At 60.4% G+C, this 24,833-nt stretch carries 21 protein-coding genes and 1 tRNA gene; 14 read left to right on the top strand and 8 right to left on the bottom strand.

Annotated features, from left to right (window positions below; genetic code table 11):
• The 5 genes from PHW99_RS06750 to PHW99_RS06730 all read right to left on the bottom strand — a co-directional run bounded on the left by PHW99_RS06750 (window position 1) and on the right by PHW99_RS06730 (window position 4,579).
• Window positions 1-77: transfer RNA gene (locus PHW99_RS06750), tRNA-Met, on the bottom strand.
• Window positions 78-125: 48 nt separating this feature from the next.
• Window positions 126-905: an enoyl-CoA hydratase gene (locus tag PHW99_RS06745; RefSeq protein WP_300175013.1), complete on the bottom strand. Its 780-nt coding sequence runs from the start codon at window positions 903-905 to the stop codon at window positions 126-128.
• Window positions 906-931: 26 nt separating this feature from the next.
• Complete coding sequence (locus PHW99_RS06740) at window positions 932-2,728, bottom strand: peptidase M61 (protein WP_300175011.1); 1,797 nt, start codon at window positions 2,726-2,728, stop codon at window positions 932-934.
• On the bottom strand, window positions 2,728-3,438 hold the full coding sequence (locus tag PHW99_RS06735) for a DsbC family protein (RefSeq protein WP_300175009.1): 711 nt from the start codon (window positions 3,436-3,438) through the stop codon (window positions 2,728-2,730). Before PHW99_RS06735 ends, PHW99_RS06740 begins: the two co-directional genes overlap by 1 nt.
• Before the next feature lie 22 nt (window positions 3,439-3,460).
• Complete coding sequence (locus PHW99_RS06730; RefSeq protein WP_300175008.1) at window positions 3,461-4,579, bottom strand: FAD-dependent monooxygenase; 1,119 nt, start codon at window positions 4,577-4,579, stop codon at window positions 3,461-3,463.
• A 110-nt stretch (window positions 4,580-4,689) separates the two neighbouring features.
• Between PHW99_RS06730 and ychF the strand changes: the two genes are divergently transcribed.
• Complete coding sequence (ychF, locus tag PHW99_RS06725) at window positions 4,690-5,784, top strand: redox-regulated ATPase YchF (RefSeq protein WP_300175021.1); 1,095 nt, start codon at window positions 4,690-4,692, stop codon at window positions 5,782-5,784.
• A gap of 93 nt (window positions 5,785-5,877) precedes the next feature.
• Here ychF and PHW99_RS06720 read toward each other — a convergent pair whose 3' ends face one another.
• Window positions 5,878-6,348: a YqaA family protein gene (locus PHW99_RS06720; RefSeq protein WP_300175006.1), complete on the bottom strand. Its 471-nt coding sequence runs from the start codon at window positions 6,346-6,348 to the stop codon at window positions 5,878-5,880.
• Between the two features lie 214 nt (window positions 6,349-6,562).
• On the opposite strand from PHW99_RS06720, the gene dusB reads away from it, so the two are divergent.
• From dusB to purH, 3 genes are all read left to right on the top strand, one after another.
• A complete protein-coding gene (gene dusB, locus PHW99_RS06715; protein WP_300175005.1) occupies window positions 6,563-7,606 on the top strand; it encodes a tRNA dihydrouridine synthase DusB in 1,044 nt (347 codons plus the stop codon).
• Entirely contained in the window at window positions 7,603-7,839 is a 237-nt protein-coding gene (locus PHW99_RS06710; RefSeq protein ID WP_300175004.1) for a helix-turn-helix domain-containing protein, read from the top strand. Before dusB ends, PHW99_RS06710 begins: the two co-directional genes overlap by 4 nt.
• 68 nt (window positions 7,840-7,907) lie before the next feature.
• Window positions 7,908-9,506 carry a bifunctional phosphoribosylaminoimidazolecarboxamide formyltransferase/IMP cyclohydrolase gene (gene purH / locus PHW99_RS06705; protein WP_300175003.1) on the top strand — a complete coding sequence of 533 codons (1,599 nt, stop codon included), beginning with the start codon at window positions 7,908-7,910 and terminating at the stop codon, window positions 9,504-9,506.
• Window positions 9,507-9,603: 97 nt separating this feature from the next.
• On the opposite strand, the gene hemL is transcribed toward purH, so the two are convergent.
• On the bottom strand, window positions 9,604-10,914 hold the full coding sequence (gene hemL / locus PHW99_RS06700) for a glutamate-1-semialdehyde 2,1-aminomutase (protein ID WP_300175001.1): 1,311 nt from the start codon (window positions 10,912-10,914) through the stop codon (window positions 9,604-9,606).
• 230 nt (window positions 10,915-11,144) lie between these two features.
• Here hemL and PHW99_RS06695 point away from each other — a divergent pair, with 230 nt between their 5' ends.
• The 6 genes from PHW99_RS06695 (at window position 11,145) to PHW99_RS06670 (ending at window position 20,753) form a co-directional block, all read left to right on the top strand.
• On the top strand, window positions 11,145-11,297 hold the full coding sequence (locus PHW99_RS06695; RefSeq protein ID WP_300175019.1) for a rubredoxin: 153 nt from the start codon (window positions 11,145-11,147) through the stop codon (window positions 11,295-11,297).
• A 69-nt stretch (window positions 11,298-11,366) separates the two neighbouring features.
• Complete coding sequence (locus PHW99_RS06690; RefSeq protein WP_300174999.1) at window positions 11,367-11,765, top strand: response regulator; 399 nt, start codon at window positions 11,367-11,369, stop codon at window positions 11,763-11,765.
• Window positions 11,765-12,130: a response regulator gene (locus PHW99_RS06685; protein WP_300174997.1), complete on the top strand. Its 366-nt coding sequence runs from the start codon at window positions 11,765-11,767 to the stop codon at window positions 12,128-12,130. Before PHW99_RS06690 ends, PHW99_RS06685 begins: the two co-directional genes overlap by 1 nt.
• 8 nt (window positions 12,131-12,138) lie before the next feature.
• Window positions 12,139-12,669 (top strand): chemotaxis protein CheW, encoded by a 531-nt coding sequence (locus PHW99_RS06680; protein WP_300174996.1) that lies wholly within the window; start codon window positions 12,139-12,141, stop codon window positions 12,667-12,669.
• A gap of 21 nt (window positions 12,670-12,690) precedes the next feature.
• Entirely contained in the window at window positions 12,691-14,961 is a 2,271-nt protein-coding gene (locus PHW99_RS06675) for a methyl-accepting chemotaxis protein (RefSeq protein WP_300174995.1), read from the top strand.
• 35 nt (window positions 14,962-14,996) lie between these two features.
• Window positions 14,997-20,753 (top strand): Hpt domain-containing protein, encoded by a 5,757-nt coding sequence (locus tag PHW99_RS06670; protein ID WP_300174992.1) that lies wholly within the window; start codon window positions 14,997-14,999, stop codon window positions 20,751-20,753.
• Window positions 20,754-20,803: 50 nt separating this feature from the next.
• On the opposite strand, the gene PHW99_RS06665 is transcribed toward PHW99_RS06670, so the two are convergent.
• Window positions 20,804-22,288: a deoxyribodipyrimidine photo-lyase gene (locus PHW99_RS06665; protein ID WP_300174991.1), complete on the bottom strand. Its 1,485-nt coding sequence runs from the start codon at window positions 22,286-22,288 to the stop codon at window positions 20,804-20,806.
• A gap of 21 nt (window positions 22,289-22,309) precedes the next feature.
• Between PHW99_RS06665 and PHW99_RS06660 the strand changes: the two genes are divergently transcribed.
• The 4 genes from PHW99_RS06660 to PHW99_RS06645 are packed head-to-tail and all read left to right on the top strand — an operon-like array spanning window position 22,310 to window position 24,805.
• Entirely contained in the window at window positions 22,310-22,909 is a 600-nt protein-coding gene (locus tag PHW99_RS06660; protein WP_300174990.1) for a YqgE/AlgH family protein, read from the top strand.
• Window positions 22,910-22,929: 20 nt separating this feature from the next.
• Window positions 22,930-23,346: a Holliday junction resolvase RuvX gene (gene ruvX / locus PHW99_RS06655; protein WP_300175017.1), complete on the top strand. Its 417-nt coding sequence runs from the start codon at window positions 22,930-22,932 to the stop codon at window positions 23,344-23,346.
• Window positions 23,343-23,849 carry a bifunctional pyr operon transcriptional regulator/uracil phosphoribosyltransferase PyrR gene (gene pyrR, locus PHW99_RS06650; RefSeq protein WP_300174989.1) on the top strand — a complete coding sequence of 169 codons (507 nt, stop codon included), beginning with the start codon at window positions 23,343-23,345 and terminating at the stop codon, window positions 23,847-23,849. Before ruvX ends, pyrR begins: the two co-directional genes overlap by 4 nt.
• Window positions 23,843-24,805, top strand: a complete 963-nt coding sequence (locus tag PHW99_RS06645) for an aspartate carbamoyltransferase catalytic subunit (RefSeq protein ID WP_300174987.1) — start codon at window positions 23,843-23,845, stop codon at window positions 24,803-24,805. Before pyrR ends, PHW99_RS06645 begins: the two co-directional genes overlap by 7 nt.
• Window positions 24,806-24,833 lie beyond the last annotated feature (28 nt).

The following is a 24,833-nucleotide window of genomic DNA, read 5'->3' as shown; positions in this document are numbered from 1 at the left end:
TGGTGGTGATAGGTGGATTTGAACCACCGACATCAGCATTATGAATGCTGCGCTCTAACCAACTGAGCTATATCACCAACGGAGCGAAATTATAGCCGGATCCGGCTGGCATTTTCAGCCACTGTTCAACGATGGGTGAAAGTGGCTTTGCGCTTGTTGACAAACGCGTCCATGCCTTCCTTCTGGTCGGCGGTGGCAAACAAGGCGTGGAACAGGCGGCGCTCAAACATGATGCCGTCATTGAGGCTGCTTTCAAACGCGCGGTTCACTGACTCCTTGACGGCCATGGTGGCCACCTGGGAGTAGTCACCGATCATCAGCGCAGCACCCAGTGCTTCGTCCATCAGCTTGTCCAGCGGCACCACCCGGCTGACCAGGCCGGCGCGTTCAGCCTCGGCGGCATCCATCATGCGCCCGGTGAGTGCCAGGTCCATGGCCTTGGCCTTGCCGACGGCGCGGGGCAGACGCTGGGTGCCACCGGCACCCGGGATGATGCCGAGCTTGATTTCGGGCTGGCCAAAGCGGGCGTTGTCGGCGGCGATGATGAAGTCGCACATCATGGCCAGTTCACACCCGCCGCCCAGGGCAAAACCGCTGACGGCAGCAATCACCGGTTTGCGCACGCTGCGGATTTTTTCCCAGTTGCGGGTGATGAAGTCTTCCTTGTAGACGTCGGTGAAACTGTAGTTGGCCATGCCACCAATGTCAGCACCGGCGGCAAAGGCTTTTTCGCTGCCGGTGATGATCATGCAGTGGATCGCCGTATCCTGGTCAAACGCCTGCAGTGCTGCGCCCAGCTCAGTCATCAACTGGTCGTTGAGGGCGTTGAGCTGCTTGGGGCGGTTCAGTGTGATGATGCCGACTTTGTCGGCTTCGGTACGCACGGTGATCAGTTCATAGGTCATGGAGGGTCCTCTTTGATGATGGGGGATTAACCGGGTGTGTTGCCAAGCCACTGCGACACCCGTTTGGCATCGCTGACGGCCAGTTGGACGGTGTTGACGCTGGCTGGTCGGGTGACGTGCAGGGTCAGCAGCCGTTGATCGCGCGCCACCAGGGCGTCAAAGGTGGCGGCCGTGCCCAGGTACAGCGGCAATTCATCGAGTTTGTTGAGACGCCAGCCGGTGACGGGCTGGTTGGCGGTGGCCGCCACGCCCAACCATTCGTCACCCGCCGCAAAGCCGGCCTGCTCGGCAGCGCTGCCACGCAGCACACTCTTGACCCGCACACCACCAGTTTCGGTGACGCGCAGGCCGAGCTGGTCTGCCAGCGCTGCTGATTCTTCGGTGTAGGCCACCCCTTGTTGTGTCAGCAGCGGCTGCAGCGGCAGCTCGGTGGTGCTGTGCACCCACTGCGTCAACAGGTTCTGCATCGGCTGGCCGGACAGGTCTGCCAGCACCGCCAGCAGGTCGTTCTCGGTCATCGGTCCGCCCCGGGTGCGCTGCCACAGGGCGCGCATGACGGCGTCCAGGCTGCTGGCGCTGTTCTGGCGCAGATGCAGGTCCAGGCACAGCGCCACCAGCGACCCCTTGGTGTAGTAGCTGACGGTGGCGTTGCTGCTGTTTTCGTCCTGCCGGTAGTATTTGACCCAGGCATCAAAGCTGGCTTGCGCCACGGTCTGCACCTGCCGTCCTGGTGTTTGCAGCACCTGGTTGATGGTTTTGCCCAGCAGGCTCAGGTACGCGGCATCGTCGATCAGCCCGGCGCGGCGCAGCAGCAGGTCGTCGTAGTAACTGGTGAAACCTTCAAAAAACCACAGCAGTTCGGTGTAGTTTTCCTGGTTGTAGTCATAACGGGCGAATTCAGCCGGGCGCAGGCGCTTGACATTCCAGGTGTGGAAGTACTCATGGCTGATCAGGCCGAGCAAGGTGGTGTAGCCGTCAGCCGGGCCGCGCGTCGGACTCTGGCCCAGCCGTGGCAGGTCGGCGCGTTTGCAGATCAGGGCCGTGCTGTGGCGATGCTCCAGACCGCCGTAGCCGTTGTCCACGGCGTTGAGCATGAACAGGTAGTGTTCATGTGCCGGGCGGTTTGGGCTGCGCGCTGGCTTGCCATGCCAGAAATTGATTTCGGCCTCGCAAATCGCCTGGGTATCGGCCAGCAGACGGGCGCCGTCAAAACTGGCCGGGGCTCCCGCCACCACAAACTGGTGTTCGATGCCGCCAGCGGTGAAGCTGCCGCGCCAGAACGAGCCCATTTCCACGGGCGAGTCCACCAGTTCATCGTAGTTGGCGGCCAGGTAACTGCCAAAGCCCTGGGCGTTGATTTTTTGCGCAGGCAAGGCGGTGGCAACCTGCCAGCCCGCAGGCGCGCCCTCCTTGGGCAGCATCAGACGGTGTGGCAGGTCTTCCTGACCGTGGACCCGCAGGCAAAGGCTGGTGCCGTTGAAAAAACCGCGTTGGCTGTCGAGCCAGGCGGTACGCACCGAACTGTCGAAGGCGTAGACCTCGTACTCGAGTTCCAGCGGCTGGTCGGCCGCACAGCGGATGCGCCAGCTGCATTTGTCCTGCTGCTCAATGGCGACGGATGCCCCCGCCTGGCGCGCTTGCAGGTGTTGCAGATGTTTGGCGAATTCCCGCACCAAGTAGCTGCCCGGAATCCACACCGGCAGGCTCACGATCTGGTTTTCGGCGGGATGGGCGATGCGCAGGTGCACCGCAAACAGGTGGGCGTGACAGTCGCGCAGGCTGACCTGGTAGGCCAGTGGCGGCAAGACAGGCTGGCGCGCCATCAGTTGCCCGCTTGGGCCAGGCGTTTTTCAACCTGGTCAGCGCCCACGGCGCCAGGTACCCGGGTGCCGTCGGCAAATACCAGCGTGGGTGTGCCGGTGATCTTGTACTTGTGGCCCAGGTCCACATTGCGGGTGACTGCGGCCGAGTCACAACTCACAGCGGGTGGGGTGATGTCACGCACCATCCAGTCCTGCCAGGTCTTGGCCTTGTCCTTGGCGCACCAGATGTTGCGGGATTTTTCACCCGAATCGGGGCTCAGGATGGGGTACAGGAACAGGTAGACCGTCACATTGTTGATTTTCTGCAGGTCTTTCTCGAAACGCTTGCAGTAACCGCAGTTGGGGTCTTCAAACACGGCCAGTTTGCGTTTGCCATCACCGCGGACGATGGTGAACGCGTCCTTGAACGGCAGTGTTGAAAAATCGATGGCGGTGAGCTTGTCGACCCGCTCCTCGGTGAGGTTGCGGCGCTGCTTGGTATCGATCAGGCTGCCTTGAATCAGGTAATTGCCCTGGGCGTCGGCATAAAGAATGTCGGTACCCACCCGAATTTCGAACACCCCCGGAATGGGCGTTTTGCTGATTTCGTCAATTTTCCCCAGTTGCGGAATGCGTTCGCCCAGGTTTTTGCGGATGGCTGCTTCCTGCGCCCAGGCGCCGGAGGTTGCCAGCAGGGTGCAGGCGATCAGGGTGGTGGTGAGTTTTTTCATGGTGGTCCAGTCAATCAATCCGTTAAAGCCCCATGGCGTAGCGGGCAGCCCAGTCCTTGGCCAGGCCGCTGTGCTCAAAACCTGTCATGCCCCAGTTGCGCAGGGTCTGCCAGGTGTCGCCATTTCTGGAGAACAGCTGTTGCAGGCCGTCCATGGCCAGCCCGGTGGCGCTGACTTCGGTGCGGCGGGCACGCTCATACTGGCGCAGCAGCTTGTGGTCGCTGACTGGCCGCCAATAGGCGCGGCCATGCAGGATGCGGGCCAGTTCCGCCACGTCACCCAAGCCCAGATTCAGGCCCTGTCCGGCCAGCGGATGCACATTGTGCGCCGCATCACCGGCCAGTGCCCAGGCCTGACCAGCGGTGCTGCCGATCCAGCGGCTGGCCTGGGCGGACTGCAGCGGCCAGGCGCTGCGCACGCTGCACAGTTGCAGCTGGCCCAGGCAGTTGCCGCTGATCTGCCCCAGCTCGGCGCAAAAATCTTCTTCGCTGGCGTCCAGCAGGTCCTGAACACGGTTCTCCTGCACCGACCAGACAATGCCCACGGTCTTGCCCTGTGCGCCGTCCAGCGGCAGAAAAGCCAGGATTTCACCCGGAGTGAACCACTGTCTGGCCATTTGGGCGTGCCCATGTTCACACGTCAGGCGGGTGGCAATGGCATGCTGCGGGTAACGGGCGACGTTGAATTCCACCCCCAGTTCGGCCCGGGTACGGCTGGCCTTGCCTTCACACACCACGGTCAGGGTGGCAGCGGGTGGGGTCGTCAGCACCTCAATCTGGGGCTGAAACCGCACGGCATCGGCCAGTTGGGCTTCCAGCGTGGGGACATCGACAATCCAGGTCAGGGCCGGCACGGCCAGTTCTGCGGCGTCAAAGTTGACTTCACCACCGTCATCCCCCTTGACCTGCATGGTGGTCACGGCGGTGGCGTGTTCGGCATCGGGCCAGCAGCGGACCGATTCCAGCAGGGCCTTGGATTTGGCATTCAGGGCGTAGGCCCGCACATCCGGGCCAGCGGTCACAGGGCTGGCGGGGGCCTGGGCCACCAGGGCGACGCGCAAGCGGTCACGCGCCAGCAGCAGGGCCAGGGTGTGGCCGACAATGCCGCCACCCCGAATACAGATATCAAAATGATGCGTCATGCGCGCGATTGTAGGAGTGCCATGGTGGCCTCATGGATAATCCGGGGTTTTGTCTGGCGGACCGCTGGCGTTCGCAGACCATGCGCCAAGGCGCTCCCCAACTCGTTAGGATTTGTATGAAATGTGGCATCGTGGGCTTGCCCAACGTCGGTAAATCGACCCTGTTCAACGCGCTGACCAAGGCCGGTATTGCTGCTGAAAACTACCCCTTCTGCACCATTGAGCCCAATGTCGGCATTGTGGAAGTGCCCGACCCGCGGCTCGACGCCTTGTCGGCCATCGTCAAGCCTGAGCGTGTGCAGCGCGCGATTGTCGAGTTCGTGGACATCGCCGGTCTGGTGGCTGGCGCCAGCACCGGTGAAGGTCTGGGTAACAAATTCCTGGCGCACATCCGCGAAACCGACGCCACCGTCAATGTGGTGCGCTGCTTTGAAGACGACAACGTGATCCACGTGGCCGGCAAGGTGGACCCGATTTCGGACATTGAGGTGATCCAGACCGAGCTGTGCCTGGCCGACCTGAGCACGGTGGACAAGGCGCTGGCGCGTTACCAGAAAGCGGCCCGCTCGGGTGGCGACAAGGAAGCCGCCAAGCTGGTCAGCATTCTGGAGCGCTGCCAGGTGGCGCTCAATGAAGCCAAGCCGATCCGCACCCTGGACTTCAGCAAGGAAGAGTTGCCCTTGTTGAAGCAGTTCTTCCTGATCACCGCCAAGCCTGCCATGTTTGTGGCCAATGTGTCGGAAGACGGCTTTGAAAACAACCCCCTGCTGGACCGTTTGACCGCCTATGCCAAGGCCCAGAACGCGCCGGTGGTGGCGATCTGCGCCAAGCTGGAGGCTGAGATGGCCGACATGAGCGACGAAGACCGCCAGATGTTCCTGGAAGAAATGGGCCTGCACGAGCCCGGCCTGAACCGCCTGATCCGTGCCGCCTACGACCTGCTGGGCCTGCAAACCTATTTCACCGCCGGTGTGAAAGAGGTGCGCGCCTGGACCATCCACAAGGGCGACACCGGCCCGCAAGCCGCTGGCGTGATCCACACCGATTTCGAAAAGGGCTACATCCGCGCCCAGACCATCGCCTATGACGACTTCATTGCCTTCAAGGGTGAACAGGGTGCCAAGGATGCGGGCAAGATGCGCGCTGAGGGCAAGGACTACGTCGTCAAGGATGGTGATGTCATGAATTTCCTCTTTAGTTCCTAAGGAAATTGGCCTCTAGCCCGGATGGAATAAGCCTGGGTAGCTATCAAAAATAGAGCATTTCGGGTGTTCCGACGGGGTGGCGGCGGATCGCCGTCAGCGGCCAAACACCCCCACCAGGGCCGAAGTCATGACCAGGTAGCGGCCAAATTTGCCGACGGCCATGTAGGCCAGGCAAGGCCAGAACGGCAGTTTGAGCCAGCCGGCCACCACACACAGCGGGTCGCCCAGCACGGGTAGCCAGGCCAGCAGGCAGGCTTTGGGGCCGAGTTGCTGCAGCCAGGTGATGGCCCGCAGATGGTGGGCAGAATGGTGATAACGGTCCACCACTTTGTGGGAGGCCAGGCCCATCCACCAGCTCACGGCGCCGCCAAGGGTGTTGCCGACAGTGGCCACCCCAATGGCGGACCAGAACAGATGCGGGTTGAGCTGGACCAGGCCATAGACCGCTGGCTCCGACCCCATCGGCAACAGGGTGGCTGACACAAACGACACCACAAACAGGCTGCTCAGGCCGAATTGGGGCAGTGCCAGCCAGGTGAGCAGGGGGGTGATCCAGGTGTCCATGGGGTGTGGAGTATAGGAAGGCCCGTGGCGCTGATGCCGCCCGAGGGGCTTCAGCGGACCGTGGGCTTGGCCACGACGGGTTGTCAGGTGCCGTTTTTTTAGGCAGTTAGAATCACCGCTCCCACCAACCGCGATCACCTGCCAGCCCAGGCCGATGGACCAGTCATGGTGCTGAGCAACCCCCCATTTTTAGCGTAACGATTCATCTCCCCGCATGAATATTGGCCCCTATTCTTTGCCCAATGCCTGTTTTGTGGCCCCGATGGCAGGGGTGACAGACCGGCCGTTTCGCCAGTTGTGCAAACGGCTGGGGGCGGGTTACGCGGTGAGCGAGATGGTCACCAGCCGGCCTGATCTGCAGGCCTCGCTCAAGACCTCGCGCCGTGCCAACCACGTTGGTGAACCAGGACTGATTGCCGTGCAGATTGCTGGCACCGATGCGCAGATGATGGCGGATGCGGCGCGTTTCAACATCGACCGTGGTGCCCAGGTGATCGATATCAACATGGGTTGCCCGGCCAAGAAAGTCTGCAACAAGTGGGCTGGCTCGGCTCTGATGCAGGATGAACGCTTGGCCATCGACATCGTGGCCGCCGTGGTGCAGGCCTGTGCGCCGCAACGGGTGCCGGTCACGCTCAAGATGCGCACCGGCTGGTGCCAGGCCCACAAGAACGCCGTGACCCTGGCACGTCAGGCCGAAGCCGCCGGGGTGCAGATGATCACCGTGCATGGCCGCACCCGCGAGCAGGGCTACCAAGGCCAGGCCGAATACGAGACGGTGGCGACGGTCAAGGCGGCGGTGACGGTGCCGGTGGTGGCCAATGGCGACATTGACAGTCCGCAAAAAGCCCGTGCTGTGCTGGCGACCACCGGGGCCGACGCCGTGATGATTGGCCGCGCGGCGCAGGGGCGGCCCTGGATTTTTCGGGAAGTGCTGCATTTTCTGGCCACCGGCGCCTTGCTGGCGCCACCGCTGGTGGCTGAAGTCAAACAACTGCTGCTGGCGCATCTGCAGGACCATTACGACCTGTACGGTGAATATGCCGGCGTGCGCACGGCGCGCAAACACATTGGCTGGTATGTGAAGGCCTTGCCTGGCGGTGAGGCCTTCCGGGCCACCATGAACACACTGGAGGACGCCCGGCAGCAGTGGGATGCCGTGGCCGGCTTTTTTGACCAGCTCAACCAGGGCATGGACCGTTTGCCCACACCTGCAACTGACAACCATCTTTACCCGGATCTGGAGGCAACACCATGAAACCCATGCACATCGCAGAATGTGTGCGCAGCAACCTGGAAGGTTATTTGTGTGACCTGGGTGGCAGCGAACCGGACAGCATGTACGACATGCTGATCAGCGTGGTGGAAAAACCGCTGCTCGAAGTGGTCATGCAACACGCCGACCACAACCAGTCCAAAGCTGCCCAATGGTTGGGCCTGAACCGCAACACCCTGCGCAAAAAGCTGCTGGAACACAAACTCATCGACTGAGAACCTGGCTGTCCATCATCCGGGGGCGCGCATTTTTTACCCTTTTTCAACTTCATCCACACTGCATCATGAACGCACTACTTTCCGTTTCGGACAAGACCGGCATCGTCGAATTCGCCCAGGCCTTGCATGCCCTGGGCATCAAGCTCATCTCTACCGGCGGCACCGCCAAGCTGCTCGCCGACCAGGGTCTGCCGGTGACCGAGGTGGCCGAGGTCACAGGTTTCCCGGAAATGCTGGATGGCCGTGTCAAGACCCTGCATCCCAAGGTGCATGGTGGTCTGCTGGCCCGCCGTGATCTGCCAGAACACATGGCAGCCCTCAAGGCCTACGCCATTGACACCATCGACCTGCTGGTGGTCAACCTCTACCCGTTTGAAGCCACGGTTGCCAAGCCGGGCTGCACGCTGGAGGATGCCATCGAGAACATCGACATCGGCGGCCCGGCCATGGTGCGCAGCGCCGCCAAGAACTGGAAGGATGTCGGGGTGATCACCGATGCCTCCCAATACCCGCAGGTGCTGGCCGAGCTCAAGGCCGGCGGTCAGCTGACCCTGACCACCAAGTTTGCCCTGTCGGTGGCGGCGTTCAATCGCATCAGCCAGTATGACGGTGCCATCAGCGACTACCTGTCATCGCTGAATTTTGAAGAAGGCAACAGCACCCCGTCCCGCCAGGCGTTCCCGGGCCAGTCCAACGGTCGTTTTGTCAAGCTGCAGGATTTGCGTTACGGTGAAAACCCGCACCAGAGTGCGGCGTTTTACCGCGATCTGTATCCGGCACCGGGTTCACTGGTGACAGCGCAGCAGTTGCAGGGCAAGGAGCTGAGTTACAACAACATTGCCGATGCCGACGCGGCCTGGGAATGTGTCAAGAGTTTTGATGCCGCCAAGGACGGCGCGGCCTGTGTCATCGTCAAACATGCCAACCCCTGCGGCGTGGCGGTGGGGGCTGATGCACTGCAGGCCTACAGCAAGGCCTTCCAGACCGATTCGACCTCGGCGTTTGGCGGCATCATTGCTTTCAACTGCCCGCTGGACGAGCAGGCGGCGTTGCAGGTGTCCAAACAGTTTGTGGAAGTCCTGATGGCGCCGGACTTCAGCCCCGAGGCGCTGGCGGTGTTCAAGAGCAAGGTCAATGTGCGCATCCTGAAGATTGCGTTGCCGCCGGGCGGCGCCACCGATTGGGACAACGGCCGCAACGCAGTGGACGTCAAACGTGTTGGTTCGGGCATCTTGTTGCAGTCGGCCGACAACCACGAACTCACGCTGGCTGATCTCAAGGTGGTCACCAAGTTGCAGCCAACGCCTGAACAATTGCAGGACCTGCTGTTTGCCTGGAAGATTGCCAAATATGTCAAGAGCAACGCCATCGTGTTCTGCAAGGGCGGCATGACCATGGGGGTGGGCGCTGGCCAGATGAGCCGTCTGGACTCGGCCCGCATCGCCAGCATCAAGGCGCAGGCGGCCGGTCTGTCGCTGTCGGGCACGGCGGTGGCCAGTGATGCCTTCTTCCCGTTCCGCGACACGCTGGATGTGCTGATCGACTCCGGCGCCACCAGTGTCATCCATCCCGGCGGCTCGATGCGTGACCAGGAGGTGATTGACGCCGCCGACGAGCGCGGCATCACCATGGTGTTCTCCGGCGTGCGACATTTCCGCCACTGAGCCACCGACCAGACGGTACAAAAAAAGCGGCCCGATGGCCGCTTTTTTTATAGGCAAAAATGGGCTCTATCCCACGTGTTTAAAGCCTGGTTAGCTCCTATTTTGAGAGTATTTTGAACACTTCACGGGCGGCTGCCACGGTGGCTGCAATGTCGTCATCGGTATGGGCGGCGCTGACAAAACCAGCTTCGTACAGGGCCGGCGCAATGTAGACGCCACGATCAAGCAGGCTGTGAAACAACTGGTTGAAGCGTTCATTGCTGGACTGCATCACCTGGCCATAGTTCTGGGGCAGGGTGTCGAGCAGGTAAAAGCCCATCATGCCGCCTTCGCTGTCGCCGCAGAACGGCACACCTTCAGCTGCTGCGGCCTGGCACAGGCCACTGATCAGGGCGCGGGTCTTGCGTGACAGATCGTCATAAAAGCCGGGCTGGCTGATTGCATGCAAAGTGGCCAGACCGCAGGCGGTGGCCACCGGGTTGCCTGACAGGGTGCCGGCCTGGTAGACCGTGCCCAGCGGGGCCAGGTGTTCCATCACGGCGCGTTTGGCACCAAACGCCGCCAGCGGCATGCCGCCACCGATGACCTTGCCCATCACCGTCATGTCGGGTTCAAAGCCGGGGATGGCTTGGGCGTAGACACTTTGGGCGCCGCCCAGGGCAACGCGAAAGCCGGTCATGACTTCGTCAAACACCAGCAAGGCGCCGTATTGGGTGCACAGCTCGCGGCAGCGCTTCACAAAGGGAATCGAGGCGCGGACAAAGTTCATGTTGCCGCAGATTGGCTCCATCATCAGGCAGGCAATGTCGGCGCCCTGTTCGGCAAAAGCGGCTTCGAGCTGCGCGATGTTGTTGTATTCCAGCACCAGTGTGTGCTGCACCACCTCGGGCGGCACGCCAGCACTGGTGGGGTTGCCAAAGGTGGCCAGACCTGAGCCGGCTTTGACCAGCAGCGCGTCGGCGTGGCCGTGGTAACACCCCTCAAACTTGATGAGTTTGCTGCGCCCGGTGGCACCGCGGGCCAGCCGGATCGTGCTCATGGCCGCTTCGGTACCCGAGCTGACCAGCCGCACCATGTCCATGCTGGGCATGAGTTTCAGGATGGCTTCAGCCAGCTCCACCTCGCGTTCGGTCGGGGCGCCATAAGAAAAACCTTCCAGCACGGCCTTTTGCACGGCTTCCACCACCGCCGGGTGGCCGTGACCCAGAATCATGGGCCCCCAGGAGCCGATGTAATCGGTGTAGCGTTGGCCATTGGCATCCCAGATGTAGGCTCCTTGGGCGCGGGTGATGAAGCGGGGTGTGCCACCCACGGCCCGAAAGGCACGCACGGGAGAATTGACGCCGCCAGGAATCACTTGCTTGGCGCGTTCAAAGAGTTGGAGGTTGTGGTCGGTGTGCTGTGTCATGAGAGAGGGTGAATGTCGAAGGCTGTTGAGAAAGCAGGCGGGAGGTGTTTGACAGGTCCGGGTATCAGCTGGTTCCTAGGGTTTTCCCAGGTGACAGGTCAGTGGGCGGGGCAATGAGTTTATTCAGGCAGAATATGACCATTGGTGTCGGCGCAAGATTGCGGTGCAACTGGTCGATTTTTGTATTCTATTGGAAGGCCTGTGACGCCGTGACTGCAGCAACGACCTGGATGTGTTTGATTTGTGGCTGGATTTATGATGAGATGACGGGGGACCCCGAACACGGGGTGGCCCCCGGTACCGCTTGGCGTGATGTGCCGCTGAACTGGACCTGTCCAGAGTGCGGGGCGCGCAAGGAAGATTTTGAGATGGTTCAAATCTGAGGCAAAGTGTGCAGATGGTGTCTTTGGTCAGTTTCGAGTGACGAAAAGTCTGCTCAGGAGTGATATCCAGTGAATGCGACAGGGTCAACTTTGAAAATTCTGGTGGTGGATGACAGCAACACCATCCGGCGCAGTGCTGAAATTTTTCTCAAGGCGGGAAAACATGATGTGATGCTGGCCGAAGACGGTTTTGACGCACTCGCCAAGGTCAGTGACTACCATCCCGACCTTATTTTTTGCGATATTCTGATGCCACGACTCGACGGTTATCAGACCTGCGCCATCATCAAGCGCAATGCCAAGTTCTCGGGGGTGCCGATCGTGATGCTGTCGTCCAAGGATGGTGTGTTTGACAAGGCGCGTGGCCGGATGGTGGGTGCGCAGGATTATTTAACAAAGCCGTTTACCAAAGACCAGTTGCTCAAGGCGGTTGAACAGTTTGGTGCGGCGGTTCAAGGAGAGGTGTAGTGGCTATTCAAAAAGTACTGGTGGTGGACGACTCAAAAACAGAATTGCTGTTTCTGAGTGATTTGTTGCAAAAAAATGGCATGCTGGTGCGTACCGCTGAAGGGGCTGATGAAGCGCTGAAGAGTCTGGCCAGCGACAAGCCCGATTTGATCCTGATGGATGTGGTGATGCCCGGCCAGAATGGGTTCCAGTTGACACGCTCCATCAACCGGACACCGGAATATGCCCATATTCCCATCATCATGTGTACCAGCAAAAACCTCGAAACGGATCGGGTCTGGGGTTTACGCCAGGGGGCCAAGGACTATGTCACCAAACCGGTCAATGCCGCAGAGTTGATGGAAAAAATCCGGGCCTTGGGCTAACCGTTTCCATGGCAAAAAGAGAAGCTCTCCGCGACTTGCAGAGCCGTCTTGCCGATCGGCTCCAGGCAGCGACGACACAAGCGGCTTCAGCCGCCTGGCTGGCGGTGCGTGTGGGGCCGCTCAAAGCGTTGTTTCCGTTGACCCAGTCTGGTGAGATATTCCCACTCACCACCGTGGCGCCGGTGCCCTATGCCCGACCCTGGTTTCTGGGTGTGGTCAATTTGCGCGGCGGGCTGTTTGGGGTGGTTGATCTGGCGGGCTTCGTGGCGGGAAGTGCCGGGCAGAAGCGTTCGGAGCAGTCATGGGCGGACGCCAGATTGGTGACTTTTAATACCGAGCTGGAGCTCAACTGTGCGCTGCTGGTGGACGCTTTGGTGGGTTTGCGCCGACCGGATGCCTTTGCCAGTTTTGAGCCGGCACCAGCGGGATCGCCGGCCTATTTTGGCCACCGTTTTCTGGATGCTGAAGGGGGTACGTGGCAGGAGATCGACCTGCGCTTGCTCTCTGAAACCGCCGAATTCTTGAGTATTGGCGCTTGAATTTTTACCTGGGGTTACGTTATGGCTGTTGTTGATCGTCTGAAAAATCTTTTCAAGAGTAAAAAGCCGGAAACCGAGCAGGATTCCCGCTTGAGCCTTGGGATGCCGGATGGTTCCATCTATCAACCGGAAGAGGAAGTCACACCCCGCCAGACTCGCCATGCCGGTCTGGGTGACGAGGTGGTTGCCGCTGAAGGAGGGGGTGACAAGGAAGCGTCTGGTGCCGATCAGATTACCTTGCCGATCCTGGGAAGCAAAACGACGGCGCAACACCAGCGCTTGCTGGCCTTGTTGCTGGGAACCTCGCTGGTTTTGCTGGCAGTGGTCACGGTCATGGGGTTGTCGCGGTCTGAGCAGTCGGCACAGCAACTCAATGCCACCGGGCAGTCCCTGATGCAGTCCCAGCGTCTGGCCAAATCGGTATCACAGGCGCTGGTGGGTGATGTCAAGGCTTTTCCTGATGTGGCACAAAGTGCACAGATTTTGACCAAGTCGGTGCGGGGCCTGATGTCGGGTGACACTGAAATGCGGCTGGAAGAATTGCCCGCCAACTTCAAACCAGCGCTGGAAAAAATTGCTCCGATGGTGGACCGGGCGGAAAAGAGTGCCACCACCGTGATGGCACAGCAAAAAATATTGACCCAGGTGGGGTCGGCGCTGCGCTTGATCAATCGGCAGTCATCGGATCTGCTGGAAATTGCCGAAACCGTGTCGTCCCTGAAGCTGCAACAAAATGCCCCGGTGTCCGAGATTTCGGCGGCCGGTCAATTGGTGATGTTGACCCAGCGGATCGGCAAGTCTTCCAACGAGTTCCTGACCATGGAAGGGGTGAGCCCGGAGGCGGTGTTTCTGCTTGGGAAGGATCTGAATTCGTTCAAGGAAATTGCCTCCGGTTTGCTCGAGGGCAGTGCTGAACTGCGTTTGGCGGCCTCCAATGACCCGCAGACCAAGGAGCAATTGGCTGCGTTGATCAAACTGTATGAAGAAACGCGTAATCAGGCCGGCGCCATCCTGGGGAATCTGCAGGGGCTGGTTTCAGCGCGTGAGGCACAGGTGTCGATTCTGACTGACAGCGAAGGGCTGCGCAAAGAGCTGGAAGCCTTGCAGGCTGAATTGTCGTCACAGACCGGTTTGGGCGGGGCTGCCTTGATCACGCTGATGGCGGCGGCTTTGCTGGCACTGCTCAGTGCTGGCGGACTTTCGTACGTGCAATTGCTTGACAGCCGACAACGTCAAAGTGTGGCCGAGGCCCAGCAGCGTGACGCCCAGCGGCAGGAGCAGGAGGCCAAACGGGTCAATGACGCCAACCAGGCGGCTATTTTGCGTTTGATGAACGAACTTCAAACGGTGGCTGAGGGGGATCTGACCCAGGAAGCCACGGTGACCGAGGACATCACCGGTGCCATTGCCGACTCGGTGAACTACACCGTGGAAGAACTGCGCCTGCTGGTGGGTAACGTGCAGGATACCGCATCGAAAGTGGCGCAAACGACGGCAGCGGTGGACGTGACGTCTACCGAACTGTTGGCGGCCTCCAATGAGCAGTTGCATGAGATCCGTGAAACCGGTCGTTCGGTCGTGGAGATGGCGGGGCGTATCAATCAGGTGTCTGCGCAGGCGCAGGAATCGGCGGACGTGGCGCGTCAATCCCTGCATGCCGCTGAAGTGGGTTTGCAGGCGGTGCAGAACGCCATCGGTGGTATGAACTCCATTCGTGATCAGATCCAGGAGACCTCCAAACGGATCAAACGCCTGGGTGAGTCTTCGCAGGAAATTGGTGAAATCACCGAGCTGATCTCCGACATCACGGAACAAACCAACGTGCTGGCGTTGAACGCAGCCATTCAGGCCGCCTCCGCCGGTGATGCAGGTCGTGGCTTCTCGGTGGTGGCTGAGGAGGTGCAGCGGCTGGCTGAACGTTCCGCGGACGCGACGCGGCAGATTTCAGCTCTGGTGAAAGCCATTCAGACAGATACGCAGGATGCGGTGGGCGCCATGGAGCGCTCGACCCAGGGTGTGGTGGAAGGTGCCAAGCTGTCCGATAACGCTGGTACGGCGCTCAGCGAGATTGACCAGGTGTCACGCCGACTGGCCGAGCTGATTGAACAGATCTCGGTCTCGACCTCGCGTGAAGCTGATCTGGCCAACGAAGTGGCGGGCAACATTCAGCATATTTTTGCGGTGACGGAACAGACCGGAGAGGGTACCCGCGCGACGGCGGCTCAGGTTCGTGAACTCTCCAGGATGGCTGAAGAGTTACGTCAGTCGGTCGCACGGTTCCGCATTGCCTGATGTGGTTGGTTTGTCATCTTTCTGATTGTTGACTCATGCTCCCTCAAGCTGCCCTGACTGCCGAGAGCGCCACCATCGAGCCGGATCTTGGGCCGCTGGCCTGGGTGCTGGATGAACTGCGCAAGTCGCTGGATGGCGCAACCAAGGCTCTGCGGCGTTTTGTCCGTGATGCCGAACTGTCTCGTGGCTCGGATCTGGCGGCACTGGATGCGAGCCAGCTGCGCATCGCGCGCCAGCAATTGCACCAGGCTGTGGGTGCACTGGAGATGGTCGGACTGGAAGTGCCGGCCAAAATGCTTCGGGCCATGGAGGCACTGGCGCAGAAGTTTGTTCAGCGGCCGGAGTTTTGCCGTGAAGAATCCGCGCTGAAGGTCGAACGGGCCAGCTTTGCCCTGACCGAGTACCTGGAAGGGTTGTTGAAAGGGCGCGCTTCCTCGGCCGTGGCATTGTTCCCCCAATACCGGGACGTGCTGGATCTGGTGGGGGAGGAGCGGGTTCATCCGGCGGATCTGTGGGTGTTTGACTGGCGCTGGATCGACGTGCCGGCGCCGGGTGACCATGCCCCGCTGGCTTACGACTCTGCTGTGCGGTCACGTATCGACGGTTATATCCTCAATGTTGTCAAGTCCGGGCACGTGCCTTCGGCCACTGCCCTGCGCGACATCAGTCTGGGTTTTGCTGCAGCACAAAAACAGCTGCAGGCCCGTGTGTGCTGGCGGGTTTGCGCGGCTTATTTCGAGGCCCTGGCGCTGGGTTTGGTTCCGCTGGACGTGTACACCAAACGCGCTGCTTCCCGGGTGTTGCTGCAATACCGTACTTTGGCCAGAGGCGAGCCGGATGTTTCTGAACGCCTGATCCAGGACTTGCTGTTTTACTGTGCCCGGGCCGTGCCGTTGCCCGATCAGGACGCGGCGGCTTTGGCCGCTGTGCGTGCCGCCTATGGTTTGTCGCTAGCCGAGGTGGTTGACTATGAGAAACCCCAGTTTGGGCGTTACGACCCGGCATTGCTGGTCCAGGCGCGTAAACGCATCGCGGCTGCGACCGAGACCTGGTCGTCACTCTCGGGGGGTGACACCAGCCGCATCAAAGTGGCGGCAGACCAGTTCAGTCTGGTTGCGGATTCGGTTGTCAAATTACATCCGGAGAGTCGTGATCTGGCTGTGGCTCTGATGAGCGCCATCGACACCATTGCCCGTTCGGGGGCCGCGCCTGAGCCTTCTCTGGCGATGGAAGTGGCAACCGCCGTGTTGTATCTGGAGGCGGCCTACGACGACATGGACCCTGCCAACGTGCAACTGGTGCAGCGTAGCCAGCGTTTGGCCCAGCGTCTTGATCATGTCATTCATGGCGGGCAACCCGAGCCGCTGGATGGCTGGATGGAAGACCTGTATCGGCGTGTCAGTGACCGTCAGATCATGGGCAGTGTGGTGGATGAACTGCGTACCACGCTGGGTGAAGTCGAGACCGCATTGGACACCTTCTTTCGGCAGCCCAAGGACAAGACACCCTTGCATGAAGTGCCCGGCCGTTTGGCGCAGATGCGAGGCGTGTTTTCGGTATTGGGTCTGGACCAGGCCGCACTGGCGGCGTTGCGCATGCGTGACAGTGTGGAGCAATGCCTGGTGGATGACATTGATGCCAACGCGGCCCGCAGTGGGGTTTTCGAGCGGTTGGGCAACAGCCTGGGGGCCCTCGGTTTCCTGATCGACATGCTGAGTTACCAGCGTGAGTTGGCCAAGAAGCTGTTTTTTTATGATGAGGAACTGGGTGAATTCAGATCCTTGATGGGACGGCAAAAAACCTCTGTGGAGGTTGGCGCTATGGCTTCGGAACCGGAAATGCCTCTGGCAGAAGAGTTGCCGACAGCCGCTGAAGCTGAGCAAGCTCCTGGGCAGGAATTGTCGCTTGCTACCGAGCCGCCTTCTGCTGTTTCACCGGTTGCCCAAGCACCGGTTGGTCCGTCGACGGAAGAAGAGGATGATGACGCTGAACTGCGTGCCATTTTCCTGGAGGAGGCGCGCGATGTGGTGCAGGCCGGGCTGGCGTCGGTAGCGGTACTTCAGACCAACAGCAGCGACTTTGAGCAACAGGCCAGTTTGCGGCGCTCTTTCCATACCCTCAAGGGCAGCTCCAGAATGGTTGGGTTGACGGAGTTTGGCGAGGCAGCCTGGTCGCTGGAACAGGTCCTCAATGCCTGGCTGCCGACGCAGCGGCCGGCCAGTGCCGACTTGATCAAGCTGTCCGGACAGGCGCTCAGGGCGTTTGATCAATGGACGCAAGATATTGCGACGGGCGACGATGGCCATTGGCAGGCTTTGCCATTCCGGACGGCGGCTGACAAATTGCGGCTGGAAAACATTGGTGTTGACCTTGACCTGCTGGAGACAGCACGACCAGATGAGATGCCGGCATTGGCGCCGGCAGCAGAGCTCTTGGTGGCGGCACCTTTTCCGGCTGATACCGAGGCAGCTCAGACGATGGAAGCGGCGGAGCTATTGTTGCCAGGTATCCCTGCTGGCGCAGAGGATGTGCCTGAGCCTGAGCCTGAGCTGACGCCACCCCCATTTGCCCTGGACGCAGAAGCTGACGCGGTGCCCACTGAGTCCACCACGCCGGAAGTGGCCGCCGACTTGCTGGACATGGCAAATCTCTTCGGAATGGATGTGGCGCAGACGCCAGATCTGAATGTTGAAGTGATTGAGGCATCGGAGGCCTTGAGCGTCGATGCTTTGCCAGAACCAGAACCAGAACCAGAACCAGAACCAGAACCAGAACCAGAAGCAGAAGCAGAAGCAGAAGCAGAAGCAGAAGCAGAAGTCGCTGTGCCACCTGAATCGCTGATTGAGGCACCGAAGCAGGAAGCCGAGCCGGAGGAGCAGGTCAAGGTGATTGGTTCGCTTCGGATCAACATCCCGCTCTACAACGTTTACCTCAATGAAGCCGACGAGTGGTCGCGTCGTTTGCTGACCGAGCTGACGGAGTGGTCACTGGAGTTGCAAAAACCGGTGGCCGACTCCACCGTGGGTCTGGCCCACTCGCTGGCGGGCAGTTCAGCCACCGTCGGGTTCATGTCCTTGTCTGAACTGGCACGGGCGCTGGAGCATGCCCTGTTGCATACCCAACTGTCGGGAACAGGGAATGTGGCGCATGCCCAGCTGTTTGTCGAAGTTGCGGAAGATATCCGCCGCATGTTGCACCAGTTTGCCGCCGGCTTCCTGAAACAGTCGGACCCGGAGCATATCGCGGCACTCAAGGCGGTACTGTCGACCGAACTGGCTGCTCCAGCGGTACCCGAGATCGAGACCGAATTGCCGTTTGAGCCTTTGCCGGCTGAGGTGGTTGAGGCCGAACCTGTCTTGCCCGTGCAGGAAGAGGTCCCCATCCTGGTTCAGGAAGTGTCCTCGCCTGTGGTGCTGGAGGAAGATGAGATTGGGGCTCAGGACACGCTGGATGTCGACCTGTTCCCGATCTTCGAGGAGGAGGCCCTGGAACTGCTGCCACAGCTTGGTGGTGCATTGCGGCAGTGGAGTGCACGCCCTGACAACGCCAGTGCCCGGCAGGAAACCTTGCGGGTGTTGCATACCCTCAAGGGCAGCGCGCGGCTGGCAGGCGCCATGCGTTTGGGCGAGATGGTCCATCGCATGGAATCGGCGGTGGAGCAGATTGAGGGGGACTCGGCGTCCGTTACCGACATTGAACCCTTGTGGGCGCGGCTGGATGGCATCTCCGCCTGTTTTGAAAACTTGCGGGCCACACCGATCACTGCACTCACGTTGCCGGAAGCTGCTGTGGAACCCGCGGTGGCCTCTGAGTTGGTCGCTGCTGTCAGAGAGGCTCCGTCGGCCGACTTGAACGTACCGGCCAGCGTGTCGATTTCGTTGGCGCCGGTTTCGGCGATGGCGTCCATGGCGCCGGTCCTGCCGCTGCGACGTGCATCCGGGCAGACGATCCGGGTCAAGTCCCAGTTGCTCGATCACATGGTCAATCAGGCCGGGGAGGTCATGATCACCCGCTCACGACTGGAATCCCGGCTGGGTCAGTTACGTGGATCGCTGGATGAGCTGACGAGTAATCTGGAGCGCTTGCGTCACCAGTTGCGTGACGTTGAGTTGCAGTCGGAATCCCAGATGCAGTCGCGTCTGGCGCAGACCAAAGACGCCGCACAGGGTTTTGATCCCTTGGAGTTTGACCGGTTCACCCGGGTCCAGGAACTCACCCGCATGATGGCCGAGTCGGTGCACGATGTGGCCACCTTGCAGCGTACTCTGCAGCAGACGGTGGAAGGGGTCGAGGACGACCTGATTGCCCAGGCACGCCAGACACGCGAGTTGCAGCGTGATCTGTTGCGGACCCGGATGGTCGAGTTCGACAGCATCTCGGAGCGCCTGTATGGTGTGGTGCGTCAGGCCGCCAAGGACTGTGACAAGCAGATCAAGCTCGATATCGTGGGTGGCTCGCTCGAAATGGACCGTGGTGTGCTGGATCGTGCCGCCCCGGCGTTTGAACATTTGTTGCGGAATGCGGTGGCCCACGGTATTGAACTGCCGGCGCAACGTATGGCCATTGGCAAGTCGCCCGTGGGGCTGATTTCAGTGACGCTGACGCAGCAAAGTAACGATGTGGCGGTGACGTTCAGTGACGATGGTGCAGGACTGGACTTGGCCAGCATTCGTGAACGGGCGCTGGCGCGTGGCCAGATCACTGCGGATCAACCGCTGTCTGATGAACAGATCGCCAACCTGATTTTTGTGTCGGGCTTGTCCACAGCCGATGCTGTGAATGAAATGGCTGGGCGTGGCATTGGCATGGATGTGGTGCGCAACGATGTCAATGCGCTTGGAGGCCGAATTGAGCTCAGTACCCGGCATGGCCAGGGCGCCGAGTTCAAACTGGTGTTGCCGCTGACCACCGCGGTCACCCAGGTGGTGCTGCTGCGCATGGGGGATGCGGTCATGGGGGTCCCGGCCAGTCTGGTTGAACTGGTGCGCCGGATTCCGTCGGTGGAACTGGATGGCGCCTATCGGGATGGTCGTTTTGACTACAACGGGGAAGGGCTGCCATTTTTCTGGGCCGGTGCGTTGTTGCAGCTGTCGGTCAAGAGCCATGAAACCATTGCCAAGACCGCTTCGGTGGCCATTTTCCGCAGCGCGGGGCAGCGGGTGGCCTTGCATGTGGACGAGGTTCTGGGCAACCAGGAGGTGGTGGTGAAGAACCTGGGGCCGCAGCTGTCGCGTCTGCCGGGTCTGGCGGGTATGTCGGTGCTGGCGTCCGGTGCGGTGGTGCTGATCTACAACCCGGTGGCTCTGGCGGCCAGTTACGGTGATCAGGTGAGCTCTTTTGTCGCGTCGGCAGCCTTGCTGGCCAAACCGTCGGAGGGTGAATCTGCGGCTGGTATGCCGCTGGCCGTGAATCAGTTGCCCTTGGTGCTGGTGGTGGATGACTCGATCACGGTCCGGCGGGTGACGCAGCGCCTGCTCAAACGTGAAGGCTTTCGGGTCGCCTTGGCCTGTGATGGTTTGCAGGCACTGGAATTGCTGCAGGTCGAAAAACCGTCTGTGGTGTTGACGGACATTGAGATGCCGCGCATGGATGGTTTTGATCTGGTCCGCAATATCCGTGGGGACGCCAAACTGCTGGATTTGCCGATCATCATGATCACCTCGCGTATTGCCGAGAAACACCGTGAATATGCGCGTGCACTCAAGGTCGATCACTACCTTGGCAAACCCTATCCAGAAGATGAGCTGATCTCGCTGGTGCGTGGGTATTGTCAGGTTGAATTAAGTACATAATTGACCTCTAGCCCGCACGAAATAAGCTGATTAAGCTATTAATTTTATAGCTATTCAGAGACGGTTCGCCCCCCTGTCTTGACGCAGGCATAACGCAGCAGGGTGCGGGCTCTGGCTTCATCGTGTTGCACCACCGGGTTGGGGTAATTGCCGCCCAGGGTCACGCCCGCAGCTTGCAGTTCCAGCGGCCTGGCGGTCCAGGGGGCATGGATAAGCTGGTTGGAGAGTTGGGCCAGTTGCGGAAGGTAACGCCGGATGAACTTGCCTTGCGGGTCAAATTTTTCACTTTGACTGACGGGGTTGAAGATTCTGAAATAGGGCTGGGCATCACAGCCACTGGAACTCACCCATTGCCAGCCGCCGTTGTTGGCGGCCAGGTCAAAATCGTTGAGATGCTGGGCGAAATAACGTTCGCCCCAGCGCCAGTCCAGCCCCAGGTCTTTCACCAGAAAACTGGCTGCCACCATGCGCAGGCGATTGTGCATATAGCCGGTCTGGTTGAGCTGGGCCATGGCGGCGTCCACCAGTGGGTAGCCTGTGCAGCCTTCACACCAGGCCTTGAAGAGCGCTTCTGCGGCAGGCCCTTGTTCCCATGAGATGGCGTCATAGGCAGGTTTGAAGGCGTGTTGTGCCACGTGAGGGAAATTGGCCAGGATCGCGACGTAAAAGTCGCGCCAGATCAGTTCGCTGAGCCAGGCCGCTGCCCCCAGGCTACCGCCGAGCTGGCGCTGCCAGGCCAGTGTGGCCAACTGGCGAATGGAGACCGTGCCAAAACGCAGGTGGATACCGAGGTAGCTGGGCCCTTTGACAGCAGGGTAGTCACGGGTGGCATGGTAGTTGTCCATGCGTTTGAAAAATGCTTCGAGCAGCTGTTGGCCGCCGTGCATACCTGTGGCCACGGCGAGCGAGCCCAGGTTGCTTGGCACAAATCCGATGTCAGCCAGGGTGGGCACCTTCGTCCGATAGGGCAGCGGGCGTGGCGCCAGGCGGTGAGCCAAAGCGGCGCTGTCATGCCCGGCCAGCACCTGCGGGCCCAGGCGTGACAGCCAATTGGCCTTGTACGGTGTGAAGACGTTGTACACCGTGCCGGTTTGTGTCAGGATCTCGCGCTCCTCAAAGATGACGTGGTCCTTGCAGGTCAAAAAGCGGATGTGGACGGCCTGCAAAGCGGCCTTGACCTTGGCGTCGCGCGCTTGCGTCTGGGGCTCATAGTCACGCCCGGCAAACACGGCTTGCACCTGGAGTTCACTGGCCAGGCGCACCACCTCATCGCTGGCCACGGCGTGGCGAACGATCAGCCCCGTTTGATCGTTGCCACTCAGCTGGCGCAGGGCTTGGTCAAGCTCCGACAGCGATTCGCGAATGAACTCAACGCGGCGGTCGGTGTCGGGCAGGGCGTCCAGAATGTCGCGGTCAAAGACAAAAACGGCATGCACCTGACGGCAGCTGCTCAGTGCCAGGGACAGGGGGGCGTTGTCGGTGGTCCGCAAATCGCGGCGAAACCACATCAGTCCGGTGTCAAAGTTGAAGTGCATGTTCACCGCTAAAATTGGTCCATGTCTGCCGATTCTGCCGCTACCAACCTGACGAATCATTTTTTGATCGCCATGCCCGGGCTGCAAGATGCACTTTTCTCGCGCAGTGTCGTTTTCTTGTGCGAGCACAGCCCACGTGGCGCCCTCGGCCTGGTGATCAACAAACCCTGCGACATTTCCCTCAAAAGCCTGTTCGACAAGGTCGAATTGCCGTTGATGCGCCCGGATCTGGCCGACGTGCCGGTGTTTTACGGCGGTCCGGTGCAGACTGAGCGCGGGTTTGTCCTGCACGAGGCCACTTTCGGGGAGGCCGACAAACCGGAGGACCCGGTCTATACCTCCACCATGTCCATCCCGGGTGGATTGGAGATGACCACTTCCAAGGACGTTCTGGAAGCCATTTCAAGTGGTTCCGGGCCGCGCAAAGTCATGATTTCCCTGGGCTATTCTGCCTGGGGCGAAGGTCAATTGGAGGCCGAGCTGGGTGACAACAACTGGCTGACGGTGCCGGCAGACAACCGCCTCATTTTTGAAACACCGGTGGAACAGCGTTACGAGCAGGCCCTGCAGCTATTGGGTTTGCAGGCCTGGATGTTGTCGCCGGACGCGGGCCACGCATGAACACAGCCGTGCAGGCATCCATGCCGGACGGACCTGCCGCGCCTGTGGTGGCTGGGTTGCAGACCTTTCTGGCGCTTGATTTTGGGCTGAAACGTACCGGTTTTGCCGTGGGCAACCGGGTGTTGCGCACGGCGCAGCCGCAAGGCACCATTGCCGCCCAGGGGGAGACCCGTTTTACCAAAATCGCTCAGCAGCTCAGGGAATGGCAACCCGATGCGCTGGTGGTCGGCATACCGTTTCACCCCGACGGCGCAGCCCATGAAAACACGGTGCGTGCACGCCGCTTTGTCCGGCAACTGCAGGGGCGTTTCAAACTGCCGGTGTTTGAGGTGGATGAACGTTACACCACCACCGAGGCCCTGTCTGAAGGGGCACACGATGCGGATGCCGCCGCGGCGTGCATCATCCTGGAGCAATTTTTAAGGAGTCTTCCATGAGCAAACTCGCGCTGGATGCCGAGGCGTTGTACAGCGAGCTGGCCCGCAGTGTCCGGACCCTTTTCAAACCGGGCATGCGTTTGTTGGGCGTGACCTCCGGCGGGGTCTGGCTGGCCGAACGTCTTCAGCAGGACCTGGGTTTGACGGAGCCGTTTGGTGTGATTTCTTCAGCCATGCATCGCGACGACTATGCCAGCCGTGGCATGACGGCGGCGGCGCAGACGCAGATTCCTTTCGATGTCAACCAGGCCCACATCTTGTTGCTCGACGATGTGCTGTTCACCGGGCGCACGATTCGCGCTGTGATCAACGAGTTGTTTGATTTTGGTCGGCCGGCCAGTGTCCAGCTGGCGGTGCTGGTGGACCGGGGAGGACGTGAGTTGCCGATTCAGGCCGACATTTGTGCCGCGCGCATCAGTTTGCCGGCGTCGCAATCGCTGGCGTTGGCACGCAACGCCGCAGGCCAGCTTAGTTTTAATGTGAAAGCGCTTCAATCATGCTGAACAAGCACAATCCGCAGTTGAATAAAAACGGTGAACTGGTCCACCTGCTGTCCACCGAGGGGCTACCCAAAAGTATCCTGACCCAGGTGCTCGACACGGCGACGAACTTTGTGTCGATGAGTGACCGCGAGGTCAAGAAAGTGCCGTTGCTGCGTGGCAAAAGTGTGTTCAACCTGTTTTTCGAAAATTCCACGCGCACCCGTACCACCTTTGAGATTGCGGCCAAGCGGCTCAGCGCCGATGTGATCAACCTGGATATTGCCAAGTCTTCGGCGTCCAAGGGGGAATCATTGCTTGACACCATTGCCAATCTGAGTGCGATGGCGGCCGATATTTTTGTCGTGCGCCACAGTGAATCAGGGGCGCCGTATCTGATTGCCCAGCATGTGGCGCCGCATGTGCATGTGATCAACGCTGGTGATGGCCGTCATGCCCACCCGACCCAGGGGCTGCTGGATATGTACACCATCCGGCACTACAAGAAGGACTTTTCCAACCTGACCGTGGCCATTGTCGGCGATGTGTTGCACTCGCGGGTGGCACGCTCCGACATCCACGCCCTGACCACCCTGGGCTGTCCCGAGGTGCGGGTGGTTGGCCCCAAGACGCTGGTGCCGGCTGACATGGCCCAGATGGGCGTGCGGGTGTGCCACACCCTCGAAGAGGGCATCAAGGACTGCGATGTAGTGATCATGCTGCGTCTGCAAAATGAGCGCATGAGCGGCGCATTGTTGCCGTCCAGTCAGGAATTTTTCAAGAGTTTTGGTCTGACACCCGAGAAGCTCCAACAGGCCAGGCCGGATGCCATCGTGATGCATCCCGGGCCGATCAACCGGGGTGTCGAGATCGACTCGGCCGTGGTGGATGGGCAGCACAGTGTGATCTTGCCGCAGGTCACTTTTGGTATTGCCGTGCGCATGGCGGTGATGAGCATCGTGGCTGGGAATGAGGCTTGAATCGCGTCGCACGGGCATATTTCGGGAC

This window comes from Rhodoferax sp. (assembly GCF_028689305.1).
Classification (GTDB): domain Bacteria; phylum Pseudomonadota; class Gammaproteobacteria; order Burkholderiales; family Burkholderiaceae_C; genus Rhodoferax.
This window is presented reverse-complemented; position numbering and strand designations above follow the sequence as displayed.

Coding starts and splice junctions, on each gene's coding strand:
- hemL (WP_300175001.1), bottom strand. CDS start 10,914: ATGACACAGCACACCGACCACAACCTCCAACTCTTTGAACGCGCCAAG.
- PHW99_RS06730 (WP_300175008.1), bottom strand. CDS start 4,579: ATGACGCATCATTTTGATATCTGTATTCGGGGTGGCGGCATTGTCGGC.
- ruvX (WP_300175017.1), top strand. CDS start 22,930: ATGCCGGACGGACCTGCCGCGCCTGTGGTGGCTGGGTTGCAGACCTTT.
- PHW99_RS06645 (WP_300174987.1), top strand. CDS start 23,843: ATGCTGAACAAGCACAATCCGCAGTTGAATAAAAACGGTGAACTGGTC.
- PHW99_RS06720 (WP_300175006.1), bottom strand. CDS start 6,348: ATGGACACCTGGATCACCCCCCTGCTCACCTGGCTGGCACTGCCCCAA.
- PHW99_RS06745 (WP_300175013.1), bottom strand. CDS start 905: ATGACCTATGAACTGATCACCGTGCGTACCGAAGCCGACAAAGTCGGC.
- PHW99_RS06710 (WP_300175004.1), top strand. CDS start 7,603: ATGAAACCCATGCACATCGCAGAATGTGTGCGCAGCAACCTGGAAGGT.
- dusB (WP_300175005.1), top strand. CDS start 6,563: ATGAATATTGGCCCCTATTCTTTGCCCAATGCCTGTTTTGTGGCCCCG.
- PHW99_RS06740 (WP_300175011.1), bottom strand. CDS start 2,728: ATGGCGCGCCAGCCTGTCTTGCCGCCACTGGCCTACCAGGTCAGCCTG.
- PHW99_RS06660 (WP_300174990.1), top strand. CDS start 22,310: ATGTCTGCCGATTCTGCCGCTACCAACCTGACGAATCATTTTTTGATC.
- PHW99_RS06675 (WP_300174995.1), top strand. CDS start 12,691: ATGGCTGTTGTTGATCGTCTGAAAAATCTTTTCAAGAGTAAAAAGCCG.
- PHW99_RS06695 (WP_300175019.1), top strand. CDS start 11,145: ATGTGTTTGATTTGTGGCTGGATTTATGATGAGATGACGGGGGACCCC.
- PHW99_RS06735 (WP_300175009.1), bottom strand. CDS start 3,438: ATGAAAAAACTCACCACCACCCTGATCGCCTGCACCCTGCTGGCAACC.
- PHW99_RS06680 (WP_300174996.1), top strand. CDS start 12,139: ATGGCAAAAAGAGAAGCTCTCCGCGACTTGCAGAGCCGTCTTGCCGAT.
- PHW99_RS06670 (WP_300174992.1), top strand. CDS start 14,997: ATGCTCCCTCAAGCTGCCCTGACTGCCGAGAGCGCCACCATCGAGCCG.
- purH (WP_300175003.1), top strand. CDS start 7,908: ATGAACGCACTACTTTCCGTTTCGGACAAGACCGGCATCGTCGAATTC.
- pyrR (WP_300174989.1), top strand. CDS start 23,343: ATGAGCAAACTCGCGCTGGATGCCGAGGCGTTGTACAGCGAGCTGGCC.
- PHW99_RS06665 (WP_300174991.1), bottom strand. CDS start 22,288: ATGCACTTCAACTTTGACACCGGACTGATGTGGTTTCGCCGCGATTTG.